General features: G+C 40.3%; 23 protein-coding genes. 18 read left to right on the forward strand and 5 right to left on the reverse strand.

Translation table 11 applies throughout. The features are described from left to right. Positions 1-168 precede the first annotated feature (168 nt). Complete coding sequence (locus tag U859_RS32515; RefSeq protein ID WP_262496805.1) at positions 169-300, reverse strand: hypothetical protein; 132 nt, start codon at positions 298-300, stop codon at positions 169-171. Positions 301-546: 246 nt separating this feature from the next. Here U859_RS32515 and pruA point away from each other — a divergent pair, with 246 nt between their 5' ends. Then, entirely contained in the window at positions 547-2,181 is a 1,635-nt protein-coding gene (pruA, locus tag U859_RS0120360; protein ID WP_025145159.1) for an L-glutamate gamma-semialdehyde dehydrogenase, read from the forward strand. 71 nt (positions 2,182-2,252) lie between these two features. After that, positions 2,253-3,761, forward strand: a complete 1,509-nt coding sequence (locus U859_RS0120365) for a sulfatase family protein (RefSeq protein ID WP_025145160.1) — start codon at positions 2,253-2,255, stop codon at positions 3,759-3,761. A 177-nt stretch (positions 3,762-3,938) separates the two neighbouring features. Here the strand turns inward: U859_RS0120365 and U859_RS0120370 are convergent, their stop codons facing one another. Next, on the reverse strand, positions 3,939-4,817 hold the full coding sequence (locus U859_RS0120370) for an AraC family transcriptional regulator (RefSeq protein WP_025145161.1): 879 nt from the start codon (positions 4,815-4,817) through the stop codon (positions 3,939-3,941). 172 nt (positions 4,818-4,989) lie between these two features. Here U859_RS0120370 and U859_RS0120375 point away from each other — a divergent pair, with 172 nt between their 5' ends. Genes U859_RS0120375 through U859_RS0120415 form a run of 9 tightly spaced genes read left to right on the forward strand, consistent with a single transcriptional unit; the run spans position 4,990 to position 17,125 of the window. Beyond that, the gene (locus U859_RS0120375) at positions 4,990-5,754 is read left to right on the forward strand and encodes an SDR family NAD(P)-dependent oxidoreductase (protein ID WP_025145162.1); all 765 of its coding nucleotides are present in this window, start codon (positions 4,990-4,992) and stop codon (positions 5,752-5,754) included. 7 nt (positions 5,755-5,761) lie between these two features. Continuing rightward, positions 5,762-6,979: an enolase C-terminal domain-like protein gene (locus tag U859_RS0120380; protein ID WP_025145163.1), complete on the forward strand. Its 1,218-nt coding sequence runs from the start codon at positions 5,762-5,764 to the stop codon at positions 6,977-6,979. Between the two features lie 19 nt (positions 6,980-6,998). Beyond that, positions 6,999-8,651 carry a sodium:solute symporter gene (locus U859_RS0120385; RefSeq protein ID WP_025145164.1) on the forward strand — a complete coding sequence of 551 codons (1,653 nt, stop codon included), beginning with the start codon at positions 6,999-7,001 and terminating at the stop codon, positions 8,649-8,651. Between the two features lie 31 nt (positions 8,652-8,682). Continuing rightward, positions 8,683-9,993, forward strand: a complete 1,311-nt coding sequence (locus U859_RS0120390; protein WP_025145165.1) for an alpha-L-fucosidase — start codon at positions 8,683-8,685, stop codon at positions 9,991-9,993. Positions 9,994-10,000: 7 nt separating this feature from the next. Then, positions 10,001-10,459 (forward strand): L-rhamnose mutarotase, encoded by a 459-nt coding sequence (locus tag U859_RS0120395; RefSeq protein WP_205314421.1) that lies wholly within the window; start codon positions 10,001-10,003, stop codon positions 10,457-10,459. Positions 10,460-10,495: 36 nt separating this feature from the next. After that, positions 10,496-12,919, forward strand: a complete 2,424-nt coding sequence (locus U859_RS0120400) for a glycosyl hydrolase family 95 catalytic domain-containing protein (RefSeq protein ID WP_025145167.1) — start codon at positions 10,496-10,498, stop codon at positions 12,917-12,919. A 36-nt stretch (positions 12,920-12,955) separates the two neighbouring features. After that, on the forward strand, positions 12,956-15,148 hold the full coding sequence (locus U859_RS0120405; RefSeq protein WP_025145168.1) for a hypothetical protein: 2,193 nt from the start codon (positions 12,956-12,958) through the stop codon (positions 15,146-15,148). A 7-nt stretch (positions 15,149-15,155) separates the two neighbouring features. Continuing rightward, positions 15,156-16,805 (forward strand): glycoside hydrolase family protein, encoded by a 1,650-nt coding sequence (locus tag U859_RS0120410; RefSeq protein ID WP_025145169.1) that lies wholly within the window; start codon positions 15,156-15,158, stop codon positions 16,803-16,805. Positions 16,806-16,864: 59 nt separating this feature from the next. Next, complete coding sequence (locus U859_RS0120415) at positions 16,865-17,125, forward strand: hypothetical protein (RefSeq protein WP_025145170.1); 261 nt, start codon at positions 16,865-16,867, stop codon at positions 17,123-17,125. Positions 17,126-17,188: 63 nt separating this feature from the next. On the opposite strand, the gene can is transcribed toward U859_RS0120415, so the two are convergent. The 3 genes from can to U859_RS0120430 all read right to left on the reverse strand — a co-directional run bounded on the left by can (position 17,189) and on the right by U859_RS0120430 (position 19,915). Further along, entirely contained in the window at positions 17,189-17,845 is a 657-nt protein-coding gene (gene can / locus U859_RS0120420; RefSeq protein WP_025145171.1) for a carbonate dehydratase, read from the reverse strand. A 2-nt stretch (positions 17,846-17,847) separates the two neighbouring features. Next, positions 17,848-19,455, reverse strand: coding sequence for a SulP family inorganic anion transporter (locus U859_RS0120425; protein WP_025145172.1), 1,608 nt, complete (start codon positions 19,453-19,455; stop codon positions 17,848-17,850). 157 nt (positions 19,456-19,612) lie between these two features. Then, the gene (locus tag U859_RS0120430; RefSeq protein WP_240183081.1) at positions 19,613-19,915 is read right to left on the reverse strand and encodes a hypothetical protein; all 303 of its coding nucleotides are present in this window, start codon (positions 19,913-19,915) and stop codon (positions 19,613-19,615) included. Between the two features lie 846 nt (positions 19,916-20,761). Between U859_RS0120430 and U859_RS0120440 the strand changes: the two genes are divergently transcribed. From U859_RS0120440 to U859_RS0120470, 7 genes are all read left to right on the forward strand, one after another. Further along, entirely contained in the window at positions 20,762-21,367 is a 606-nt protein-coding gene (locus tag U859_RS0120440; RefSeq protein ID WP_025145174.1) for a Bro-N domain-containing protein, read from the forward strand. A 6-nt stretch (positions 21,368-21,373) separates the two neighbouring features. Beyond that, positions 21,374-22,915: an acyl-CoA carboxylase subunit beta gene (locus tag U859_RS0120445; protein ID WP_025145175.1), complete on the forward strand. Its 1,542-nt coding sequence runs from the start codon at positions 21,374-21,376 to the stop codon at positions 22,913-22,915. A gap of 83 nt (positions 22,916-22,998) precedes the next feature. Then, positions 22,999-24,168, forward strand: coding sequence for an MFS transporter (locus U859_RS0120450; RefSeq protein WP_240183082.1), 1,170 nt, complete (start codon positions 22,999-23,001; stop codon positions 24,166-24,168). A 16-nt stretch (positions 24,169-24,184) separates the two neighbouring features. Continuing rightward, entirely contained in the window at positions 24,185-24,787 is a 603-nt protein-coding gene (locus tag U859_RS0120455; RefSeq protein WP_025145177.1) for a hypothetical protein, read from the forward strand. A gap of 2 nt (positions 24,788-24,789) precedes the next feature. Beyond that, positions 24,790-25,203: a GNAT family N-acetyltransferase gene (locus tag U859_RS0120460; protein WP_025145178.1), complete on the forward strand. Its 414-nt coding sequence runs from the start codon at positions 24,790-24,792 to the stop codon at positions 25,201-25,203. A 57-nt stretch (positions 25,204-25,260) separates the two neighbouring features. Then, on the forward strand, positions 25,261-26,376 hold the full coding sequence (locus U859_RS0120465; protein WP_025145179.1) for a M42 family metallopeptidase: 1,116 nt from the start codon (positions 25,261-25,263) through the stop codon (positions 26,374-26,376). Beyond that, positions 26,376-26,633: a hypothetical protein gene (locus tag U859_RS0120470; protein WP_025145180.1), complete on the forward strand. Its 258-nt coding sequence runs from the start codon at positions 26,376-26,378 to the stop codon at positions 26,631-26,633. Before U859_RS0120465 ends, U859_RS0120470 begins: the two co-directional genes overlap by 1 nt. Positions 26,634-26,852 lie beyond the last annotated feature (219 nt).

A 26,852-nucleotide genomic window follows, 5' to 3' on the forward strand; every position in this document is an offset into this window, starting at 1 on the left:
TTCCCGCAGATTTAAAATGATAAAAAACGCAGATTAAACAGATAAGGGTTTTTAGATTTTCCCTAGTTAGTAGGGTATTTATTCAGCATCGCTTTTATTCAAGCTGCAAAGAATATTTTTTGATTATCATCATCTCTACCGCAATGAAGAAATTTTCAAACTATGCAATTATTTCTTTACTTCTATCTTATGAAGATCAAAATCTGCCGCAATGCTGCGTCCTAAAGATTCGGCTATTTCACCAAAGAGAAGAACCATTAAAACAATGCTCCAGATTATAGATAATGTCTTTTTTTCCATAGTAGTAATTTTTTTTAAAAATGGTTGATGAGATTAGTTGTTTTATTTTTAAATTAAGCTAATATAACGAATAATTGTTTGATACCACAATTCCGATTTAGGCAGATTTTAACCATATCTTCTTTAAAATTACCCGTTCCATAATCCAGTTTCCACAGTCAAACGTTTGCTCTGTTTTCTTTACAGAATTATAGAATTGCCTAGCTCAAAAAGCCTTATCTTTGTGCAAATCATAAAAAATAAAATATGCTTAAAGGATTTTTTAACGTACCCACTCCGGTAAACGAACCTATATTAAATTATGGCCCAGGCAGTAAAGAACGTGCACTTTTAAAAGAAGCACTTGCCGAGGCTCGCGCTCAGCAACAGGATATTCCGATGTATATTGGCGGCAAACAAGTTCATACCACCAAAAAAGGTAAAGTTGTTCCTCCACACGATCACCAACATATTTTAGCCCAATTTAGCATTGGCGATAAAACACATATTACACAGGCCATTGATGCTGCTTTAGCGGCAAAACAAGACTGGGAAAACCTGGCCTGGGAACACCGCGCTGCTATTTTCTTAAAGGCTGCCGATCTGATTGCCGGTAAATACCGTTATAAATTAAACGCTGCAACCATGTTGGGTCAAAGCAAAAATGCTTACCAGGCCGAAATTGATGCGGCTTGCGAGCTGATCGATTTCTTACGTTTTAACGTAAGTTATATGGTTGATATTTACAAACAACAACCTCCTGTTTCGCCACGCGGAAGCTGGAACCGTGTAGAGCAGCGCCCTTTAGAAGGTTTTGTTTTTGCCCTTACCCCTTTTAACTTTACAGCAATTGCAGCTAATTTACCAGCATCTGCAGCCATGATGGGTAATGTTGTGGTTTGGAAACCAGCTGATACACAAGTGTACGCTGCCAACCTTTTAATGGAAATTTTCCGCGAAGCGGGTGTACCTGATGGGGTAATCAATTTGGTATATGCCGACGGTCCTGAAACTGGAGAGGTTATTTTTAACCACCCTGATTTTGCAGGTATTCACTTTACCGGTTCTACCAAAGTGTTTCAGGAAATCTGGAAAACCATCGGAACCAATATCCACAAATACAAATCATATCCACGTATTGTGGGCGAAACCGGTGGTAAAGATTTTATCCTTGTCCACCCATCCGCACAAACAAAAGTAGCGAGCACCGCCATTGTTCGTGGTGCATTCGAATACCAGGGACAAAAATGTTCTGCGGCCAGCCGTGTGTACATTGCAGAAAGCCTTTGGCCAGAAATTAAAGAACAGATGTTAGCTGATCTTGCAACCTTTAAAATGGGCGGAACGGAAGATTTCAGCAATTTTATCAATGCTGTTATCGACGAGCGTTCGTTCGATAAATTATCAAAATACATCGATCAGGCTAAAAAAGATAAAGGTGTAGAAATTATTGCTGGTGGTAACTACGATAAATCTAAAGGTTATTTCATCGTACCAACCATTTTAGTGGTTGATGATCCGAAATATACTACCATGAGCGAAGAGTTGTTCGGTCCTGTTTTAACCGTTTATGTTTACGCTGATAAGGATTTCGACCAGGTTTTAGAATTGATTGATACCACTTCGCCTTATGCTTTAACCGGTGCTTTAATTGCTCAGGACAGGTATGCGATTGAAAAAGCCAGCCACGCTTTGCGTAACTCAGCGGGTAACTTCTACATCAACGATAAATGTACTGGTGCCGTTGTAGGTCAGCAGCCATTTGGTGGTGCAAGAGGTTCGGGTACTAACGATAAAGCAGGATCGATGATCAATTTATTGCGTTGGGTATCTCCACGTACCATTAAAGAGGTTTTCGAATCGCCAACTGATTACCGTTACCCATTCTTAGCGGAAGATTAATATTTATTATATCAAGGCCAGGCAATTATTGTCTGGCCTTTTTTATGCCTAACCGAATAGCCTTTCTAACCATGAACCACAAATTTTTACTCTCCTTATTTGTCTTTTTGGCAAGCTTTAACTTTTATGCATCTGCACAAAAGAAACCCAATGTTATTATTATTTACGCTGATGATTTGGGCTATGGCGACCTTAGCTGCTATGGTGCAACAAAAATTAAAACGCCAAATATTGATGCCTTGGCCAAACAAGGCTTAAGGTTTACCAATGGACATTGCACGGCTTCTACCTGTACACCTTCGCGTTATTCGTTAATGACAGGGAGGTATGCCTGGCGCAAAAAGGGAACTGGTGTTTTACCCGGCGATGCGGCATTGATTGTCCCAACAGATAACAGTTCACTCCCATCAATTTTCCAGCAGGCGGGTTATAAAACCGGCTTGGTTGGTAAATGGCATTTAGGTTTGGGCACTGCGGTAGAAAAAGACTGGAACAAGGAGGTAAAACCAGGTCCAAAAGAAGTAGGTTTTGATTATTCTTTTATTTTTCCGGCCACTGCCGATAGGGTGCCAACCGTTTTTATGGAAAATCAATTGGTGGTAGGTTTAGATGCAAATGATCCGATTACGGTAGATTATAAAAACCCGGTGGGTACCGATCCAACAGGAAAAGATCATCCTGAACTGTTAAAAATGCCTGCAGAACAGAATCACGGTCATAACATGACGATTGTAAACGGCATCGGCCGTATTGGTTACATGCAAGGTGGAAAACTGGCCCGCTGGACCGATGAAGAATTACCTTTTACCTTTTTAACTAAAGCCAAAAACTTTATCGAAGACAATAAAGAGCAACCATTTTTTCTGTACTATGCCTTAACCGAACCGCATGTACCGCGCTTACCTGCCACCATGTTTAAAGGTAAAAGCGAACTGGGCTACCGTGGCGATGTAATTTTACAACTCGACTGGGCCGTTGGCGAAATCACCAAACAACTGAAATACCTGGGTCTGGATAAAAACACGATGATTATTTTCAGCAGTGATAATGGTCCGGTAATTATGGATGGCTATGAAGATCAGGGCGCTGAAAAACTGAACGGACATACACCTGCAGGCCCGTTAAGAGGTGGGAAGTACAGCATTTTAGAAGGTGGTACCCGAGAACCTTTTATCATTTCGTGGCCGGCGAAAATAAAACCCGGCGTTTCTGATGCACTGGTATCACAGATTGATTTTCTGGCGTCTTTTGCCAGTTTCTTCAACATCGAAAGTAAAAATGCAATTGACAGTAAAAATGTATGGAATGCCTTTATTGGAAAAGACCAGAAGGGGCGTGATTTTTTTATCGAACAGAGCGGCCAACTGGCCATAGTTAAAGACCAGTGGAAATACATCAGGCCATCAAAAGGAGAAGCTTATTACAAACTTCCCCATACCGATACCGGCAACCTGCCAAACGCCCAATTATATAATTTAAGCGATGATGTGGGCGAAAAGAATAACCTTGCGTTAAAATATCCTGAAAAAATAAAAGAACTGGAAGCTTTATTAAGTGCTGAGGAAGCGAAGACGAAGTAAGAGAAATGGTATTCAACAGCAATTGATATAGAATAATCGTCATTGCGAGGAGGCTTTTTCAGCCAACGAAGCAATCTTTCATACCCGCGAGTCTTACACCAAAGATTGCTTCGTCGTTCCTCCTCAGCAATGACGACCCCTCTAGAGGAATCTCTGAATAAAGCATAGCCAGAAGTACTAATCCACCACCAACATCTTCTTATACTCCTTCGGCGTAACCCCTTTAGCCTGTTTAAAAAACTTATTAAAGTTAGAAAGGTTGTTAAAACCACAAGCATAAGCCAGTTCACTGATCTGCTGATCGCTTTGTGCCATTAATTTACAGGCATGGCCTATTCTTACCTCATTTACAAAACTTACAAATGTTTTTTGCGTGCGGTTTTTAAAATAGCGGCAAAAGGCCTGCTTATTCATATTCGTCATCTCGGCCGCAGCACTCAATAAAATCTCCTGATTAAAATGATCAAAAACATACTTTAAAATTTTATCCATCCTGTCGTTATCCTTCAACTGATAATTATTGGTGTAACCCGGACTGGTTAAAAATTTGTAATCCTTAGTGGAACAAAGCAGGTTTAAAATTTCCAGCACACTTATTAAACGTTCAATTTCTTCTGTCTGTAATGCTGCTTTCAGCATCAGTTCCTTTAACCGGTTCTTTACCCCATTGCCAAATTTCATTCCCCGTTTGGCCAGTTGAAAAAAGTTTTTAATCCGCTGGATATTATCCGGCTCCTTAAAAAGATCAAGGACTTTATCAGGATGTATAAAGATTGAAATTGAGCGGGCATGCGGTTGCGGATCAACCGCGTTAAAGTATTGGTTACTGTTATGCCACACGTGCGGTAAATTAGAACCCACCAAAATGAGTTCATCAGAACCAAAATTTTCGATACTATCGCCAATCATACGCCGCCCCTCACTTTCTAACGTATAGGTAAGCTGACATTCCTCGTGAAAGTGAAATTCAGTAGAAAAATACGGCGCATCAACTACCTTTAAGCCATAGGTATCGTTTACTTTTCCATCTAATATTTTAGCAAAAATGGGTTTCATAAATAGAAATTATTGTTTGGTCAATCTCAAAAGCAATCAATATTACCTAAATCATATAACAATATAATAAAAAGAGCTAATATAACATCAGTATTAGCAAACCTCATTTCAGTGATTGCAAATTTTCATCAATAAATTAGCTGAAGATTAACCAAATATTAAAAACAGAGGCATGCTCGAAAATAAAGTTGTCGTACTCACTGGCGGTGGGGATGGTATAGGCTGGGAATGCGCAAAAGCTTATGTAAAAGCCGGCGCCATCATCTGCATTATCGATAAAAATCCCTTAGCAGACGAAAAACTGAATGAACTCATCAACACCGAAAATTTAGTTATAACCTGCAATTTAATAAACGAAACAACTGTTGCTGCGGCTTTTGATGCCATTGTTGAAAAATATGGCCGTATAGATGCCATTCATAACAATGCAGCCGTTGCTCATCCTTCAAAAACATTAGATGAAACCACTAATTCAGAATGGGATTTATTGATGGATGTAAATTTAAAAAGCATCCTATATACCACCCGTTACGGGATAGCGCATTTAAAAAAATCGCAGGGCTGTATTTTAAATACAAGTTCGGTGGTGGGTAGCATCGGGCAAGATAACCATGCGGTATATGTAGCCACCAAAGGGGCAATTAATGCACTTACCAAAGCCATGGCCTTAGATTATGCTCCATTTAAGATCAGGGTAAATGCAGTATCACCAGCGGCAATAAATACACCAACACTACAAGCCTGGAGCCAGGAACAACCCAATCAAAACGAAATTGAAACCTACCTTAATAAACTACAGCCTCTAGGCCATATGCCAGCAGGTGATGTAATTGCCGATGCCTGTGTTTTTCTTTTGAGCAATGCCGCCCGTTTTATTACGGGAATAATTTTACCTGTTAGTGGTGGCGCAGAACTAGGCTATAGAACTTTAATATAAATATAACATGATTGATAAAATACAGATACAGGATAAGAGGTTCGAACTTGCCACGGGTGCCGGAAGCGATGCGATACATAAAGATCCCCAATACTCTTACGCCGTTACACAATTGACCGAAAATGGCAAAACAGGAACAGGTTTGGCTTTTACCCTTGGTGCAGGCAACGACCTGGTTTGCAGCGCTGCAAAATTTTATGCTGATACTTTAAAAGGAATTGAAATAGAGGAGTTGATGGGTAATTTTGGTCAAACCTTTAAAACCTTATCAAACGAGCAACAATTTAGGTGGCTGGGGCCTCATAAGGGTGTAGTGCATTTGGGCTTAGCCTCTGTAACCAATGCCTGTTTCGATCTTTGGGCTAAGAAAAGGAATGTCCCACTTTGGAAATTACTGATCGATTTAAGTCCTGAAGAAATTGTAAATACCCTCGACTTATCTTATCTGGAAGATGTGCTCACCAGAGACGAAGCCATCGAAATGTTGCAAAATCAGGTAGATTCGAAAAAATCGAGGACAGGGATTCTGGAAACCGGTTATCCGGGCTACGATACCTCTGTCGGCTGGTTTAATTACGATGACGAAAAGGTACGCGAAAACTGCAAAAAAGCAATTGATAATGGCTTTACCGCAATGAAACTGAAAGTGGGTTCAACTGATCCAAAGCGTGATATCCGCAGGGCGAATATTGTGAGGGAGGTTGCCGGAGAAACCTCAAAAGTAATGCTCGATGCCAACCAACAATGGACTTTACCACAGGCCATATCCATCTGTAATGAGCTAAAACAGATGAACCCTTACTGGGTTGAAGAACCTACCCATCCTGACGATGTTTTAGCACACCAAACCCTGGCAAAAGCCATTGCGCCCGTAAAGCTGGCTTTGGGTGAACATGTTCCCAACCGTATTATTTTTAAGAATTATTTACAAACGGGCTGTACCAGTTTTGCACAGGTAGATGCGGTACGCGTTGGTGGGGTAAGTGAGTTTATCACCATCAGTTTAATGTGTAAAAAATTTGGCGTTCCGGTAGTGCCACATGTTGGCGACATGGGCCAGCTGCACCAGCACCTCGTATTGTTTAACCACATTGCCATGGGCCACGAAGCCTTGTTTTTAGAACATATCCCCCATTTAAAACAACATTTTACAAATCCCATTAAAATTGAGAACGGCGTATACATTACCCCACAAGAAGCAGGAAGCAGTTGCGATTTAAAATAGATTTTTAAAGAAACCAGATATGATCAGTACCATAGATATTGTAATCACCATAGCCTACATCTTATTTATTGTAACCATAGGACTTTGGACGGGTACAAGAAAGAAAAAAAACCAGGAAACCACCAGTGGCGAATATTTTCTGGCGGGCAAAAGCCTTAAATGGCCGATGATTGGTTTAGCTTTATTCGCTACTAATATCTCTTGTCTGCATTTGGTCAGTTTGGCACAAAGCGGTTTCGATAGCGGCCTTTTAAACGGTAATTTCGAGTGGATGGCGGCTTTTACGCTCATTCTTTTAGCCTTATTGTTCATTCCATTTTATATCCGCTCGGGTATATCTACCCTACCCGATTTTTTGGAACGCCGTTATAACCGTGCCTGTAGAGATTGGCTGGCGTTTATTTCCATCCTATCAGCCATCATCATCCACATCGCTTTTTCGTTTTTAGCTGGTGGCATCGTACTCGAAACCTTATTCGGCATTAACATGTACACCAGTATTATCGTAATTGCTGCACTAACTGGCCTGTACACCATTATTGGTGGCTTAAAAGCAGTGGTAGTTACCGAAACGATACAGAGTTTGGTTTTAATTACAGGTGCGATTATTATTACGGTATTTGCCTGGAACAAAATAGGTGGCTGGGAACAGATGACAGCTGTACTGCAGAAAGAAAGTGCTATGGATAAAATTAGCATGTTGCGGCCAATCGGCGATGCAAGTGGAATGAGCTGGGTGGCCGTGTTTTTGGGTTACCCGATTCTCGGTATCTGGTACTGGTGCGCCGATCAAACCATTGTGCAACGTGTATTGGGTGCCAAAGATGAAAACCATGCCCGCGTTGGTGCACTTTTTTGTGGTTTTATTAAAATTTTACCCGTATTTATTTTCGTATTGCCAGGTCTGTTCGCTTACACCCTGTATAAATCGGGCTCAATGGATTTAAGCTCCCTGCAGCATATTGGGGCAAATGGCGAAAGCGTATTAAATACCAAGGGAATCTACACCTTAATGATTACCCAGCTATTGCCCAAAGGACTGGTGGGTATTTTGGTGGCAGCACTCTTATCGGGATTAATGAGCCAGATTGCAGGCGCCTTAAACTCCATTGCTACCTTAAGCAGTTACGACTTATACAAACGCTTTAAACCTGAAACTACCGACAAAAAACTGGTAAGCGTAGGGCGTTGGTCGGCGGGTATTGCCTTAGTGGTTTCAATTGGCTTATTGCCACTGCTAAACAGTTATCAAAGTTTATTTGAAGGGATAAACGACGTAATTGCCCACATTGCCCCTCCCATAACCTGCGTATTTTTGTTGGGGGTTTTCTGGAAAAAAGCTTCAGCTAAAGGGGCGCAATATACCTTACTCATCGGTTCCATATTGGGGGTTGCTGTATTCATTGTAAATAAAGTATATGGTGCAGAAACCTTCATCGGACAAATTCCATTTATGATGATGGCATTTTACCTTTTCTGCGTGTGTGTAATTACACAAATCGTTTTTTCATACCTATACCCGGTAAAACATACCGCACAAAGTGAAGTATTGTACTGGAAATCTATCTGGGAACCCTTACAGCGCAAAGGCTGGAGTGGAATAGGCAATTATAAGGTACTATCGGCTGTTTTACTGCTAATCATGGGCGTTTTATATGTCTTTTTTAAATAAAATCCTGACTAACCATTTTTAATCAAAAAATATGAAATTCATAAAGTACACCATCTTATTGTTGCTGAGTTTGAATATAAGTTTAGCAATAAATGCGCAGACCAAAAGCCCAAAATCGTCAACCATGAGCGATTTTATGGATAAACGTTTTGGCATGTTTATCCATTGGGGGCCGGTAAGTTTGCGCGGTACCGAAATTGGCTGGAGCCGTGGAGACCAGGTTGAAGTAAATGATTACGATAACTTATACAAAGAATTTAATCCTGTTTTATTTGATGCTGATGCCATTGTAAAAACCGCTAAAGATGCTGGCATGAAATACCTCACCATCACCGCCAGACACCATGATGGATTTTGTTTATGGCCAACTGCATTTACCGATTTCAACATTAAAAATACACCTTACAAAAAGGACATTGTGGGTGCACTAAACGAAGCCTGCAAAAAGCAGGGCATTAAATTCTGTATTTATTATTCAGTGCTGGATTGGCACCATCCCGATTACCCGATCCATTCGCCAAAAGATCAAACCATTGATCCAAAATCGGACATGAACCATTATCTGTTGTACATGAAAAATCAGTTAAAAGAACTGATTACCAATTACGATCCTTACATGCTCTGGTTTGATGGTCAGTGGGAAAAACCCTGGACAGACGAAATGGGTAAAGACCTGTATGCCTATCTTAAAAAACTGAAACCCGATGTAATTACCAATAACCGCCTCGGAAAAGAATTTGCAGCGATGGAAAATAAAAACATCGATGCGTCTAAAATGATTGGTGATTATGATACGCCCGAGCAGGTAGTAGGTAAATTAAACATGACAACACCCTGGGAAAGCTGTTTTACCATTTGCAACCAGTGGGCCTGGAAACCAAATGATAAAATGAAATCGCTAAAGCAATGCCTCGATATTATTTCTAAAACTGCAGGTGGCAATGGCAATCTTTTATTAAACGTTGGCCCCATGCCTGATGGAAGGATTGAAGCAAGGCAGGTAGATCGTTTAAGAGAAATAGGCGATTGGTTAAAGGTTAACGGTGAAGCCATTTATGGCACATTAGGCGGTCCTTATCAACCCAATAATGATTATGCAACCACCAGAAAAGGCAATAAAATGTATTTGCACGTACTTAATACAGGTATAGCTAAATTGAATTTAAAAGCTATCCCTGGCCGAAAAGTAAAGAAAGCATATCTTTTAAACGGACAGCCGGTTGATGTGGTTCAAAACAGTGATATTTCGATAACACTTCCTGCCAGTCAGGCGGATAAGTTAAATTACATCATTGTTTTGGAACTAAACGGAAATGCTGAAGATATCCAGATCATCAAATAAGTCAGATATGAAAACCTTAAAAAACAGGTATGGCTTGATGTTTATGCCATTATTAATCCTTTTAGCCTGCAATACCACTACAAAACCCGAACAATCGGGTTTTGACCGAAAAGATGCGGAACAGAAAGTAAAGCGCTACGGCTCAATAACCGGATTAAAACCAGAAAAAATTGCGGCTTATAAAAAATTACATGCTGCGGCATGGCCCGGGGTATTAAAAAAAATAACCGAATGCAACATCCATAACTATTCAATCTACCTCAAAGAAATAGACGGGAAACCATATTTATTCAGCTATTTCGAATATACAGGAAAAGATTTTGATGCAGATATGAAAAAAATGGCAGCTGATACCACTACCCAACGTTGGTGGAAAGAAACCGCGCCCATGCAGATTCCCCTGCCCGATGCCGCTGCAAAAAGCGAAACCTGGAGTGGCATGGAAGAAGTTTTCCATCAAAATTAACGCTATCTGATAATTAATAAAAATCATCTCACCATAATGAAGAAAATACCTCTCTTCTTTTTTGTATTAATAACCTGTGCTACAACAAAAGTTTGGTCTCAGGTAAATCATAATGATAAAATCTGGTTTACTTCTCCTGCAAATGCCAATACAAAAGATAATCCGAATGGATGGAAAAGTGATCCCGAATGGTTAAAAGCACTGCCTATTGGTAATGGTTTTTTAGGTGCAATGGTATTTGGTGATGTAAACCAGGAAAGAATACAGCTTAACGAAAAATCTTTATGGAGCGGTAGTGTAGATGATAATGACAATCCGGATGCAGCAAAATACATCCCCGAAATAAGAAATCTTCTTTTTGAAGGAAAATATAAGGAAGCGGCCGAATTAACCAACAAAACCCAGGTTTGCAAGGGTAAAGGCTCTGGCCAGGGCAGCGGCGCAAATGTTCCCTTTGGCTGTTACCAAACCCTGGGTGATCTGAGAATCGATTTCGGCAAAAAATCCGGTTTTAAAAATTACTACCGTGAACTCGATCTCATTACCGGAATAGCGCTAACGGAATATGAGCAAGATGGTGTAAAATATAAACGGGAAGTTTTTTCCAGTTTTCCAGACCGGGCTTTGGTGATTAGATTAACAGCAGACCAACCAAATGCATTATCTTTTTCATTATCGCTAAACAGACCCGAACGATTTACAACCAGAGCAGAAAAAGATCGCCTGGTAATGAGCGGAACTTTAAATAACGGTAAAGGTGGCGATGGCATGAACTATAAAACCTATGCCGTTCCACAGCTTACAGGTGGAACAATAAAAATCAACGGAAATACCTTACAGATTGTAAAAGCAACTTCTGTTACCATTATTTTAACAGCGGCTACAAACTACCGTTTGCATTACCCCGATTATACCAATCCAAATTTTGAAAGTGAATTGAATGTTATAATTAAAAATGCAACAGCCAAAAATTACAGGTTATTACGACAACGGCATGTAAGTGACTTCTCTTCTTTTATGAAAAGATCGGGTTTGCAGATAAATAACAGCAGCAATAATTTACCAACAAATGAGCTGATGGCTAAAAATGTGCAAAACCATAACGAATCGGCCCTATATGGGCTATATTATCAATATGGCCGTTACCTCTTGTTATCCTCCTCGCGCAAAGGAAGCTTACCTGCCAACTTACAGGGCATCTGGGCCAATCAGATCCAAACACCCTGGAACGGGGATTACCACACCAATATTAATGTTCAGATGAATTACTGGCCTGCAGAGGTCACCAATCTGTCCGAATGCCAGGAACAATTTGTTGACCTGGTTTCATCGCTCTTAGCGCCTGGAAAACGTACTGCGAAAGTACAGTACCAAATGGACGGCTGGGTATTACATACCATTACAAATATTTGGGGTTATACCTCGCCGGGTGAACATCCAAGCTGGGGCATGCATGTTGGTGGTGGTGGCTGGATGTGCGAACATTTATGGGAGCATTATGCCTTTACCCAGGACAAAAATTATTTAGCAAAAGTATTTCCTATCCTTAAAGAAGCCAGTAAGTTTTATTTGAGCTGGTTGGTAAAAGATCCAAAAACCGGCAAACTGGTATCAGGTCCTTCCCCATCACCCGAAAATTCATTCTTAGCCCCCGATGGTGCCAAGGTGCAGATCAGCATGGGCCCTACCCACGATCAGGAAGTGATGTACGAATTATTTGGCAATACACTAAAAGCAGCCAGCATTTTAAAAATTAACGAAGCCACATTCCTGAAAAAACTAGCAGATGCCAGACAAAATTTGACGCCGCCTAAAATAGGTTCAGATGGCAGATTAATGGAATGGAGAGAAGAATTTAAAGAACCTGAATTACAACATCGCCACCTGGCGCACTTGTACGCCCTTTATCCCGGCAACCAGATTACAAAAGATAAAACACCCGAACTTGCAGAGGCGGCAAAAAAATCGTTGGAAGTAAGGGGCGATGGAGGCGTAGGCTGGACTTATGCCTGGAAAATTGCCCTCTGGGCCAGATTAAATGATGGCGATAGGGCCTTCAAAATATTAAATGCCCAGTTGCGTCCAACTTCAGATACCGATACCAAATACGACCAGGGTGGCGGAAGCTATTATAACCTGTTTGATGCCTGTCCTCCCTTTCAGATTGACGGAAATTTTGGTGTAATTGCAGGGATGGCCGAAATGTTGATGCAAAGCCACGAAGATTTTATTTCCTTATTACCTGCCTTGCCAACAGCCTGGAAAGAGGGTTCGGTTAAAGGATTGGTGGCAAGAGGTGGTTTCGTAATCGACATGAACTGGAAAAACCTTCAATTACAATCGGCAACCCTTGTTGCCAAAAAAGGGGGACTTTGTACCATCAGTTATCAAGGAAAAAAAGTAATATTACATACAAAAGCTGGTCAGCATTACCAAATTGGCGCTGCAGATTTTAAATAAAAACCAGGCTAAACTGCTTCTAAACATATCACAACCATGAAAATCGTAAAAACATGTCTAATAATTCTGTTTGTTTTTCAATTTTTAGACCTTTTAGCCCAGGAAACCCCTTTAGCCTATTCGCCGGTTGTAGAAAATTTAAGTCCATCCGATTGGCTGGTGAATTTAAACAAATATCCAGCACAAATTTATGCTACTGCTGATAAAAAAGGAATTATGCTATATAATGGTTTGGTTAAACGTGTTTTTACATTATCGCCGGGTTTAGCCTGTACCGATTTCAAAAACATGAGCAATGGCCAGCAATTAATACGCGCTTTAAAACCAGAAGCTAAAATTACCATAAACGGAACTGAATACAATGTTGGCGGACTTTACGGACAAAAAGAAAATGCCTACTTTCTTAATCAATGGACAGATCAACTCGATGCTAAAGCCGATTTCACTTACCAATCGTTCAAAATAGATTCCATAAAGCCTTTTCTTAATTGGAAAAACACTACCTGGGCTTCGAACAGGCAACAAGGGAAAGGTAAAATGCTCACCTTTAATTTTGAAAGTAAACAAGCCGCTTTGAAGGGTATCAGCATCAGTATACATTACGAACTTTATGATCATATTCCGCTAATTATAAAATGGCTGAGCATAGAAAACAAGCGTGAAAAAGCGGTGAAAATAGACCGTGTAATGAATGAAATTTTGGGCGTAGTGGAAGAAGAAAGCGCTGTAGTGGGAACTGAAGCACAAATGAAAAAGCAGCATGGTATTTACATCGAATCTAACTATGCTTTCAACAACTCCATGACTTATGAAATAAGCGACCAAACCACACATTGGAAAAAGGATACCACCTACACTTCGCAGGTTAACTACGATTATAAAACGCCTGCCCTATTGGAAATATATCCAGAAAATGCACCCGGAATTTTGCTAAATCCCAAAGAAACTTTCCAGTCTATCCGCACCCACGAACTGCTGATCGATACTTACGACCGTGAAAGAAAGGGTTTGATGATTAGAAAAATGTACCTTACCATTGCCCCCTGGACCACGCAAAATCCAATTTTTATGCATTTGGTAAGCAAAAACGACGATGAGGTATTAAATGCAATAGAACAGTGTGCCAATACAGGTTATGAAGCCTTGATTATGAGTTTTGGCAGCCACTGCAATATGGAAGATACTTCTGCTAAAAACATCAGTCACTGGAAAAAAATAGCAGATCTGGCCCGCAAAAAAGGCATAGCCATTGGCAGTTACTCCCTGTTCAGCTCCCGTCACATTAGCGAAGAAGATGATGTGGTCAATCCTAAAACCGGCAAAATTGGTGGTTCATTTTTTGGTAACGCGCCCTGCTTTGGCAGCAAGTGGGGTTTGGCTTATCGCGATAAGATCAAATATTTTTTAAGCAAAACGGGTTTTACAATTTGGGAAAATGATGGGCCCTATCCTGGCGATATCTGTGCATCAACCACACATCCCGGTCACCGCGATAAAGAAGATTCGCAATGGCGGCAAATGGAAATACAAAAAGAACTCTACCATTGGTGTAATGAAAACGGGATTTATGTAAATGCACCAGATTGGTACCTGCTGGATGGTACAAACAAAGTTTCAATAGGTTACAGAGAAGTTAATTTCTCCTTGCCTCGCGATCAGCAAAAAATTTTAAACAGGCAGAATATTTTTGATGGCAACTGGGAAAAAACACCTTCAATGAGCTGGGGTTTTGTGCCTTTAACCAAATACCAGGGCGGCGGTCCGGAAGCCATACTGGAACCGCTTTCAGCACACCTTACCGATTATAAACAGCTGATGATGCAATATTATGGAGCGGGTGTACAAGCCTGTTACCGTGGTCCACGTTTATATGATACCGAATCAACAAAAGCAACTGTAATTGAAGTCATCAACTGGTATAAAAAATACCGTGACATTTTAAACAGCGATTTACTCCATTTACGTCGGGCAGATGGCCGGGATTGGGATGGCTGGCTTCATGTAAACCCATCACTTAAACAAAAAGGACTTGCCATGATTTTTAACCCTTTAAAAGAAAAAATCACCAGAAAAATAAAAATACCTTTATATTATACGGGTTTAACACAAACCGCATCTGTTCGTGTTGATGATGGAAAACCACAACAATTAAACCTCAACAGGGCTTACGAAATAGAAATACCTGTTACCCTGAATCCGGAAGAATACAAATGGATTACGATTGAATAATGAGATCATGAAAAAGCTATTATCCCTATTATTGTTTATTACCATTATCAATGATGTGAATGCACAGATTACTGAACGCCCCCGTCCGGAAAGCTGGAAACAACTGGTAAAAGGTGGTGCTTTCAAAGACCGTTTCTTAGCCATGCCAGATGGAAAATTGAGCAGCGATACCTGGGGAGCAAAAAATGTACTGCCAAGATATGTGGATAATGGCATTGAAGACAGACAGCGGTCTTACTGGTGTGGCGATATTATTCAATCAAAAGACAATTTATATCATTTATACGTAGTTGGCTGGAAAGAAAGTGCCCCTAAAGGCCATTTCGAATGGCCCAAATCAATTATTTACCACGCTACAGCTAAAAGTTCGTTTGGTCCTTTTGTGATTAAAGATACCATTGGTTATGGCCATAATGTAGATGCTTTTAGGGCAAAAAATGGTAAACTGGTGCTGTATGCCATCGATAAAAATTATGTTGCCGATAACGAAAACGGTCCGTGGACAGCAGGGAAATTCAATTTTGATAAAAGAGACCGGCCAATTATAGAAGGGCTTTCCAACCTTACTTTTGCACAGAGAACTGATGGCTCTTACCTGATGGTTTGCAGGGGCGGCGGCAGCTGGATCAGCGAATCTGGCCTTTCAACCTATTATCAAATATCTAACAAAACGGCTTATCCGAATATAAAAGGAGAATTTGAAGATCCTGTAATTTGGCGTGATCATGTTCAGTATAACCTAATCGTAAACGACTGGCTTGGCCGCATTGCTTATTACCTACGCTCAAAAGATGGTGTAAACTGGATTACCGAAGCAGGCGAAGCTTATGTTCCGGGCATTTCTTTCCATCAGGATGGTTCAGTAGAAAGCTGGTTTAAATACGAAAGAATGCGGGTTTTTCAAGATCAATATGGTAGGGCAACGCAGGCCAATTTTGCCGTTATTGATGCACAGAAAGAAGAAGATTTTGCCAACGATAACCACAGCTCCAAAAACATTGTAATCCCTTTAAATCCGGGCGTTTTAATTACCATGCTGACCAAAACCTTACCCGATGCTAAAACCAAAAACATTAGAATAAAGGTTAAGGCCGAAAAGGGTTTTAACCCGCAAACCGATATTGATCTTAAATCGTTGCGTTTTGGCTCATCTGAAGTGGTAAATTTTGGCAAAGGAGCTCAAGTAATCAGTACAGAAAAATCGGGCAACGACCTTGTTATAACCTTTAGCACAATTGGTCTTGCCTTAACCAAAGATGAATTCGCACCAAAACTGCTGGGCAAGTACCGTTCCGGTAAAATGCTTTTTGGTTATACCCGTGTGCCCTGGGTAAAATACGATGAAGCCATTTTAAGCGCACGGAAACCCGATTTCAAAGTCGGTTTAGGAAAGCTAACAGCAGCAATAAATATAGAAAATTTTGGTTTAAGCACTTCGCAGCCTGGCAGGATAGAACTTTATGTCAGCATCAATCAACAGGAAAAATTAATAGCCAAAGGCGATATTCCACCTATAGCTAAATATGCCAACATGATTAAAACAATCGCTGCAGCCAATACATTCCAAAAAGGGCAAAATTATGATTTCACGCTCTACATCATTAACGGCACTAACCGATCTGTCTTTAACTTTAAAGCCATACCAAACCTGCCCTAAACAATCTAAAACCAATTCATTATTATGCTGTTCTATAATAAATACCTTATCCTAAGATTATGGAAAGCACAAAAGATAATAACGACAATTTAGGCGATAAAAATGCAGATAATTCGGCAGATAAAACCAATATGCCCGATCAGCTGGTGCCCCGCCACCGCAGCAATGATAACGAAAAGAAAAATACGGTAGAAAGCGATGCCGGTAACCTGGGCAGAAATTTTGGAAGAGGCGATTTCGGCTCTGAAGAAGCCAGGGAAGATGCTGAAAAAGGCAATAAAGGCCATGCTGGCAATATGCCGAACAGTACAGAAAAATAAAAGCCCCCGATGTAAAATCGGGAGCTTCTCCTAACAACTAAAAAATAACACCTATGGGGTGTTTTATCCTACCTTAAACGCAGGGGCAACATCATCAAGACAAGTACAGGTTACTTTCAGATCTTTGATGATTCCTGTTTTCAGGCTGTAAACCCAGGCATGTACAGCTAATTCCTGTCCATTTGCCCAGGCGCTTTGCACAATCGAAGTATTGGTCACATTTGCAGCGCCCTCAATGGCGTTTAACTCCACTAAGCGGTCAAATCGCTGATCCGGATCTTTAATGGTAGCCATCTCACGTTCATGGGTACGGTATACATCACGGATATTTCTCAACCAGTTGTCAATAATACCAACCTGTTTATTACCCAAAGCAGCTTTAACACCACCGCAACCATAATGGCCGCAAACAATAACATGTTTTACTTTTAACACATTAATCGAATAATCGAGTACCGACAGCAGGTTCATATCAGTATGTACCACCACATTGGCAATGTTTCTGTGTACGAAAATATCACCTGGTCTGGTGTTTGTAATCTGGTTGGCTGGTACACGGCTATCTGAACAGCCGATCCATAAAACAGGTGGGCTCTGACCTTCTGATAATTTATCAAAAAAGGCAGGATCGTTATCTATTGTATCTTTAACCCAGTCTTTATTACCCTGTAATAAGTTCTCGTAAGTGATATCTTTTGTATCTATTGTTTTTGCGCACATAACTATAATTTATTAATGTCTTCTTCTACTTTTATATTTAATTTTGGTACAGAGTAATGTTTCTGTATGTTTTCTAAAGTTACAATAATGCCTTTTGTATAAGCATTATGTTTGTAATTGTAAATGGTTTCCAATACATCCGGGTCAATATACCTCGCGTTAGAACCATCAATAATTACGTTTGTTTCTTTGGGGATATTCGTTAAAACCACCTGTATCGCTGCTTTATTTAAAAAGGAAACTTCTTCTGCCAGTTTAATCCTGATGTTCTTTTTATCACCTTCGTTCGAGATCCTGTAAAAAAAGGGATTGCGCATATTGGTACGCAATAAATAGAAAACCGAAACCAGCATACCAACAGCCACACCTTTTAACAGATCGGTAAATAAAACCGCCACAACCGTAATTACAAACGGAACAAACTGGTCCCAGCCCTTATGGTACATGTGTTTAAACAAGCTGATGCGTGTTAATTTATAACCCGTTACCAATAAAATGGCCGCTAAACATGATAATGGAATCATATTGATTAAACCCGGAATAAACAACAGCGATAATAATAGCCAGGTACCATGAAAAATGGCCGACATTTTGGTCCTGCCACCGGCATTTACATTGGCCGAGCTACGTACAATTACCGATGTCATCGGTAAACCGCCAACCATACCGCTGGTAATGTTACCTATACCCTGTGCAATTAATTCCCTGTTTGTTGGTGTTACACGTTTAATCGGATCTATTTTATCTACCGCCTCAATACTCAGTAAAGTTTCTAAACTGGCCACAATAGCAATGGTTAAAGCTACGATGTAAACATTTTTGTTGGCCAGTTGCGAAAAATCAGGCAGGGTAAATAAACCCACAAATTCACCAAAACCGCCTACCACCGGGATTTTCACCATCTGATCGGCACGTAAAGGATGATCAGTACCGGCAAACAACAGCGTTCCTAAAACCCCTAAAGTAACCACCAATAAAGGTGCAGGCACCACGGCCAGTTTCGGAAATTTAGGCCATATAATCAAAATGGCTATCGATAACAAGCTGATGACCACTGCTGCCAAACTAAAATGGCTCAAGGCTGCTGTAATCGCAGAAAAAGTATTTTCGTGATCTTGTTGAAAGAATCCTTCATCACCCGTAAAATCCGTATCAACACCCAGCGCATGCGGTAACTGTTTTAAAATCAAAATCAGTCCGATGGCGGCAAGCATTCCTTCAATTACGCTTGATGGAAAGTAATTACCAATCGTTCCGGCTTTAACCAGGCCCAAAATCAATTGGAAAACCCCGGCAAGTACAACGGCAAGTAAAAAGGTTGGATAGCTGCCCAAAGAGGTAATGGCACCCAGCACAATAACGGTTAAACCCGCCGCCGGGCCACTCACACTAAGCTGCGAGCCACTAAAAGAAGCAACCACTATTCCTCCAATAATGCCGGTGATTAAACCGGCAAACAATGGCGCACCCGAGGCCAGTGCAATACCCAAACACAATGGCAATGCCACCAAAAACACTACAATACTTGCAGGTAAATCTTTCTTTAAATTCTTTTTAAGAATATATTTCTTCACATCCGAACCTGAAAAGGCCGGGTTAAACTTTTGCATAACGATATAATTAGCTGGTAAATTTTTAACGAATAAATCGTGAGGGGATATTAAATGCGCACAGTAAAGAACAGCACAACACCATGTAAAATGCTTAAACACGGCAATGTTCAATTCAATAAAAAAGGCACAGATAATTTACCCCAAATAATAGAAACTAAATAAAGTTAGGCGGCGGTGTTGGTACCGTAGGGTGATATGGATCTACATATCTTTTGAAGTGTTCGATAAAACTGCTCTTCAGTACGAAATGGCTTGAAGAGAACTCGTAAGAAAAGATAGGATGGTTAAGTTCTACGAGTTTAAAATCGGTAAATTTTGCGGTGTCTTTGGCGGTATCCTTCCCGCCGTCATGCTCTAACTCAATCTGCATGATTACCGCATTCATGATTTCCTTGTCAATACTCGTACAAAAAACCGGCGCACCAGATATACCCATCTTCGCCATGAAGATGAACATGAATGCGGTAACGATTATATACTTGTATTTTCGTAAAAACATCTGCTGATTCTAATGTCGTTTTAATACTAACGTTTACAAAAATAAACGGATAATTGGTTTTTCAATACTTTAGGCTGTAAAAAAAATGTAATTTAAGTAAAATGCAGGCATCCATGATGCAAAAACAGGGTTTATTTAGAGGTTTTGAAAACAGTTGGTTCCACTATTATCGGTTAGTTCAGTCCTGCCATCCGCTAAATCTTTTTGGCAATATTGGCTATAAATTCAAAATCAACTGAGGCCAAAAAGGATACCGCTGCTGTCAGGTTTATAAACAAAGAGAGTGGAAAGATATTTTTATTGGTGTGCTTTCGCATTATTCAAACCTCAAAGGTTTTTATAACATCAAGATTTTCCTTAGTTGTTCTTAGATGGCTAAGGCGGTCATTTTTTTTTGGAAACTAAGGGTTCAGTTTCTATGGCGGCTTCAGTCCCGCTATCGCTTTACTCCGTTGCACTTCGTGTTCGCTCCTATCGGGTTTATTTAACAAGGGCAGGTGGCACGATTGAAGTGTTCAAACCATAAGCCCTACATTCTAAACCCGACAGCAGCGATTCCGATCCTTCATCGGAAGTAGCGAATGGCGGGACTGCTGTTTCCGAAAAGTACAGAAGCCTTCATTTCCCAATTATTTTCAACCATATGAGACATTTAAGTATACATAAGTGCTTTTCCAAACCTACTCCTACTATGGTTATTATAAATAACATCAAACTAGTCTTGCATTACCGCTGGTAATTTTTAATTTTAAAACTTAAATAAAAATTCAGTTATCATCCCAACTGCGTTTTAAAAAATAATTTATGAGTGATATTAAGCTATTTGAAGAAAAACAGGTTAGAAGCCATTGGGATGATGTAGAAGGACAATGGTATTTTTCAATTATTGATGTAATTGAAGTTCTAACAACTTCAGATCGTCCTAGAAAATATTGGGCCGATTTAAAGTCTAAACTTAAAAAAGAAGGAAGTGAACTGTCCGATCAAATCGGACAGTTGAAAATGAAAGCTTCAGATGGAAAATCAAGAGCTACTGATGTTGCCAATACTCCCCAACTCCTACGGATTATTCAATCCATACCAAGTCCAAAAGCAGAGCCTTTTAAACAATGGCTTGCAAAGGTTGGTTATGAGCGGATCCAAGAAATAACTAATCCTGAACAAAGTGTAAATAGAGCAAGGGAAAACTGGCAAAAACTAGGTCGCAGTACAGCACTCGCCGAATTATCTACTAGACAAATTGCAGAGACAGAAGAATCAATGGGATTAAAAGAAAATGCTAGTTCAGGTAAAAAGGGAGGTGCTATAGCAAAGAATGCAAGAATTGCTTTAGAAAGCAAAACGGGAAAAAGTGTTATTACAGGAGAAAATTTTTTACCTACACCAAAAGAAAACAAGAAATTGAAATAGTTCGCAATGGATAAAAAAATAGCATTACTTAAAGATAAAATTAACCAGGCCAACCTTGGCGGCGGACAGGCCCGTATCGACAGTCAGCATAAAAAAGGTAAACTTACTGCCCGTGAGCGCATCCATTTTTTAATGGACGAAGGCAGTTTCGAAGAAATCGGCATGATGGTTACCCACCGCAGCACCGATTTCGGTATGGAGCGCGAAAAATACCTTGGTGATGGCGTTGTAACTGGTTACGGAACCATTAACGGGCGCTTAATTTATGTTTTCTCTCAGGATTTTACCGTATTTGGTGGTTCGCTATCCGAAACTCATGCCGAAAAAATCTGCAAGCTGATGGATATGGCCATGAAAAATGGTGCACCATTAATCGGCTTAAACGATAGTGGCGGTGCCCGTATTCAGGAAGGCGTGGTATCATTAGGTGGTTATGCCGATATCTTTTACAAAAATGTACAGGCATCAGGCGTTATTCCGCAGCTATCGGCCATTATGGGGCCTTGTGCTGGTGGAGCGGTGTATTCGCCTGCCATTACCGATTTTATCCTGATGGTAGAAAATACCTCGTATATGTTTGTTACGGGGCCTAACGTAGTAAAAACCGTAACCCACGAAGAAGTAACTTCAGAAGAACTGGGCGGTGCCAGCACACATGCTACAAAATCGGGCGTTACCCATTTTGCCTGCGCCAACGAAATTGATGCGATTACCCATGTAAAGAAATTACTCAGTTACATGCCTCAAAACTGTGAGGAAATTGCAGATCATTTACCTTACGAAGCTACCGACGAAAGCCGGCCAGAACTCAATACTTTTATGCCTGAAAATGCTTCACAGCCTTACGATATCCGTGAAGTGATTAGTACTGTTGCCGATACTGATAGCTTTTTAGAAGTACACGCCGCTTATGCAGAAAACATTGTAGTAGGTTTTGCCCGTTTAGCAGGCAGAAGCATCGGCATTGTGGCTAATCAACCAGCCTATTTAGCGGGTGTTTTAGATAGCAATTCTTCAAGCAAAGCGGCCCGTTTTGTCCGTTTTTGCGATTGCTTTAACATCCCATTACTGGTATTTGAGGATGTGCCGGGCTTTTTACCGGGTACTGATCAGGAGTGGAACGGCATTATCACCAATGGGGCAAAATTATTATACGCCTTTAGCGAAGCTACGGTGCCGCGCATTACGGTGATTACCCGAAAAGCCTATGGTGGCGCCTACGATGTAATGAACAGCAAACACATTGGCGCCGATATGAACTATGCCTGGCCGAGTGCCGAAATTGCGGTAATGGGTGCAAAAGGTGCTGCAGAAATCATTTTTAAAAGAGAGATTACTTCAGCAGAAAACCCGGAAGAAAAATGGCTGGAAAAAGAAAAACTCTACTCTGATATCTTTGCTAACCCCTATCGTGCAGCAGAGCGTGGCTTTGTTGATGAAGTAATAGAACCTGCCCAAACGCGTATAAAGTTGATAAAAGCTTTCAAGATGTTAGAAAATAAGGTGGTGAATAACCCCAGAAAGAAACATGGAAATATACCTTTGTAGAAAATAGTCATTAGTCCATAGTCAGGTAGTAATCAACTCGCCTCTTAAGACTCATGACTGGGGACTTCCGACTCAAGACTCAAATGCAGATTACTCAGAAACTATCCCGAACCGATATATTGCTCATGGCTTTTTGCACAGGCCTCATTGTTGCAAACATTTATTACTGCCAGCCATTGGTGATCTTGATTGCAAAAGATTTTAACCTTACGGAAACCGACGCTGGAAAAATTACCTACCTCACGCAAATTGGTTATGCACTAGGGCTTTTCCTTTTGGTTCCGCTGGGTGATATGTTCGAGCGTAAAAAGCAGATCCTCATCATTACAGGTCTGGCTATTTTTGCTTTATTGGTTGCCGCACTTTCGCACACCTTTTTTATATTGGAAATTGCTTCTATCCTGATCGGAACCTGTTCTATCGTTCCTCAGCTTATCCTCCCATTAGCAGCCAATTTAAGCACCGACGAAAACCGTGGAGCTAACATTGGTATGATCATGAGTGGTTTATTGGTGGGCATTCTGGCCTCGCGTGCGGTAAGCGGAAGCATTGGTTTTTGGTTAGGCTGGAGAGCGGTTTATTATATCGCAGCTGCAATTTGCGGATTACTTATACTGTTAATGGCCAAACGTTTTCCGCAAAGCTATCCTGCATTTAAAGGTACATACAAAGAACTGATGCGCTCGATGTTCAGTTATATCAAAACCCAACCTGCTTTAAGGGAAACTTCCATTATCAACTTTTTGGCCTTTGCCATTATCAGTGCATTCTGGACCACCATGGTGTTATTCCTCGCCAACCCGCCATTTAGTTTCCAAACCTTGCAAATCGGATTATTCGGTATTGCAGGTGCTGCAGGTGCATTGGCCGCACCATTGGTTGGAAAACTGAGCGATGGCAACAATCCACGTAAAAACTTAATGATCGGTTTTATCCTGCAGATCATCAGCATTGCCTTATTCTATTTTACCGGCAACAACCTGTACCTGTTTGTAATTGGCATTATACTAATCGACATCGGTCAGCAAGCCATACATGTAACCAACCAGACCCATATTTATACCCTGATACCTGAAGCAAGAAACCGGCTTAACACCATTTTTATGTCGGTAAGTTTTATCGGTGCCAGTTGCGGTTCAGCTTTAGGCCTCTGGTTATGGGGTCAGGGTGGCTGGGCATTATTCTGCTATGGTATGACGGGTATTATTGTCCTCAACATTTTAATTTATCAGTTTTACGGAAGAAAAAAATAACTAACCAATAAAATTTATGAAATCTAAAAACGCAATCAAAACATTTTCAATGCTGTTTATTTGCCTGGCTATTTTTGGCAGTGCTAAAGCACAGGACAGTACAAAAGTAGAACAGCCAACAGAAGTAAAATCGCTGAATAAAATACGGCTGAACCTATTGTCTCTTCACTACGAGAGAGAGCAAAAGATCGGAAAATTAACCACCGCATATGTAGGTGCAGGTGTAGCCGGAACTTTGTCGGTAGAATATCATTACAACTATATTTCAGGAGGTAAAACCAATACCTATTTTGATCTTGCACCAAACTTATATGCCGGAATCAGGAAATATTATCATTTCGAAAACAGAATAAAAAAAGGAAAAAAAACCATTAATAATGCCTCTAATTATTTTGGTCTGGATGTTGCCAGTTATTTTTCTCCACTGATCAAAGGAGGTAATATGGATCAGTACAATGTGGTAGATTTTGAAATTGGAATCACACCGCAATGGGGTTTTCAGCGTAGCATTGGCAAAAAAACAAATTTCGAACTTTCATTAGGTCCAACTATGCGTATCAACAAATATCAAACTTATTATGGCGTTGACGGAAGAATAGGCTTTAGCTTTCTACTTTAATTATGGTTCAGATTGAACAGATATTCCCCTCATTAACCTGGCGGATCAGACATGAAACCATGTATCCTGACCAACCTTTCGATATTGTAAAACTGCCCGACGATTTTGATGGCATCCATTTTGGATTGTACCTCGATCATAAGTTAACCGGCGTAGTTTCGCTATTTCATGATGGCGATGTTTATCAGTTCAGAAAGCTAGCCGTTCTTCCTTCGGCACAAAAAGCAGGTTTAGGTTCGCAACTGATGGACTATATACTCGATTTTTGTAAAATTCAAAAAGCGACAAAACTATGGTGCAATGCCCGTGTAAATGCTAAAGAATTTTATTTTAAATTTGGCTTCCACGAAACCGATAAAATCTTTTTTAAAGATGGGCACGATTTTGTGGTCATGGAAAAAGAATTATCAAGTTAAGTTAAAAATGAGTATGAGGTCGCAGATCTCAATACTCCCATCTTATATCTATTAATAATGGCTAAGAAAAAAGACGACGAAAAAAAGAAACACAATCAGGTAGTAACCAAAAAATCTTTACAGTTTCTTGAAGAATACATTAACAACCCTGCCCCTACAGGTTATGAGTGGGAAGGACAAAAACTTTGGTTAAACTATTTAAAACCATATATCGATGAACATTTTATCGATAATTATGGCACCGCAGTTGGTGTAATTAACCCTAAAGCTGCTTTTAAAGTAGTTATAGAAGCTCATGCGGATGAGATTTCGTGGTATGTAAACTACATCACCAGTGATGGCTTAATTTATGTGATCCGTAATGGCGGTTCAGATCATCAGATTGCACCTTCAAAACGTGTAAACATCCATACCGAAAAAGGATTGGTTAAAGCAGTATTCGGCTGGCCGGCTATTCATACCCGCCATGGCGAAAAAGAACAGGCTCCGGAGTTAAAAAACATCTTTTTAGATTGTGGCTGCACTTCAAAAGAAGAAGTAGAAAAACTGGGCATCCATGTAGGTTGTGTAATTACCTACGAAGATGAGTTTATGGTTTTAAACGATCGTTATTATGTTGGTCGTGCATTAGATAACCGTGTAGGTGGTTTTATGATTGCTGAAGTTGCCCGTTTATTAAAAGAAAACAAGAAAAAACTTCCTTTTGGCTTATACATTGTTAACTCGGTACAGGAAGAAATCGGTTTACGTGGTGCTGAAATGATTGCCCAACGCATTAAACCAAATGTGGCTATCATTACCGATGTTACACACGATACCACCACCCCAATGATTAACAAAAACATTCAGGGTGATTTATCTGCGGGTAAAGGGCCAGTGGTTTCTTATGCACCAGCTGTTCAAACCAATCTGAATAAATTACTGATCAAAACTGCTGAGAAAAACAATATTCCGTTCCAGCGCCAGGCCTCATCACGTTCTACCGGAACGGATACCGATGCTTTTGCTTACTCAAACGGCGGCGTACCTTCGGCATTAATTTCATTACCATTACGTTACATGCACACTACAGTAGAAATGGTGCACAAAGAAGATGTAGATAATGTAATCAGCCTGATTTACGAAAGCTTGCTTAACATTACTGATGGACAGGATTTCAGGGAATTTAAATAATGGAAAAAGTAAATCATCAAAAAATTATCATCAGGACTTTGCTAAAGTTTTTGCTACTGGTTTTTATCATATTTACGATAAACTCCTGGCCCAGTATCAAGCAAAGTTTTAGTGGCAATACCCCGCCTTTTGATTATTGGCTCGACCATAGTTTTAAGTTCAGCAACATCATTCTCATTTTGGGATTTACGGCTTACTTCTATTATAAAGATTTAACCGATCAAAGAGAATTGATCGAAAAGGCGAATAAACAATAGTCCCATCATTTTGAGGGTGTTATCATTAACAACCTCAAATAAAAAAACGTCGTCATCTCGACTGGAGCGCAGTCCCGAATATTCGGGAGAGAGATCTATCTAGGCAGATTTCTCGGCTACGCTGCACTTCGCTCGAAATGACGACATTACGGGTAGCCACAGCCTACAAAAAAACCGCCTTCTTTTTCAAAGGAATTTACATTTATTGTACATTTTTTC

Source organism: Pedobacter jeongneungensis (assembly GCF_000633455.1).
Taxonomy (GTDB): domain Bacteria; phylum Bacteroidota; class Bacteroidia; order Sphingobacteriales; family Sphingobacteriaceae; genus Pedobacter; species Pedobacter jeongneungensis_A.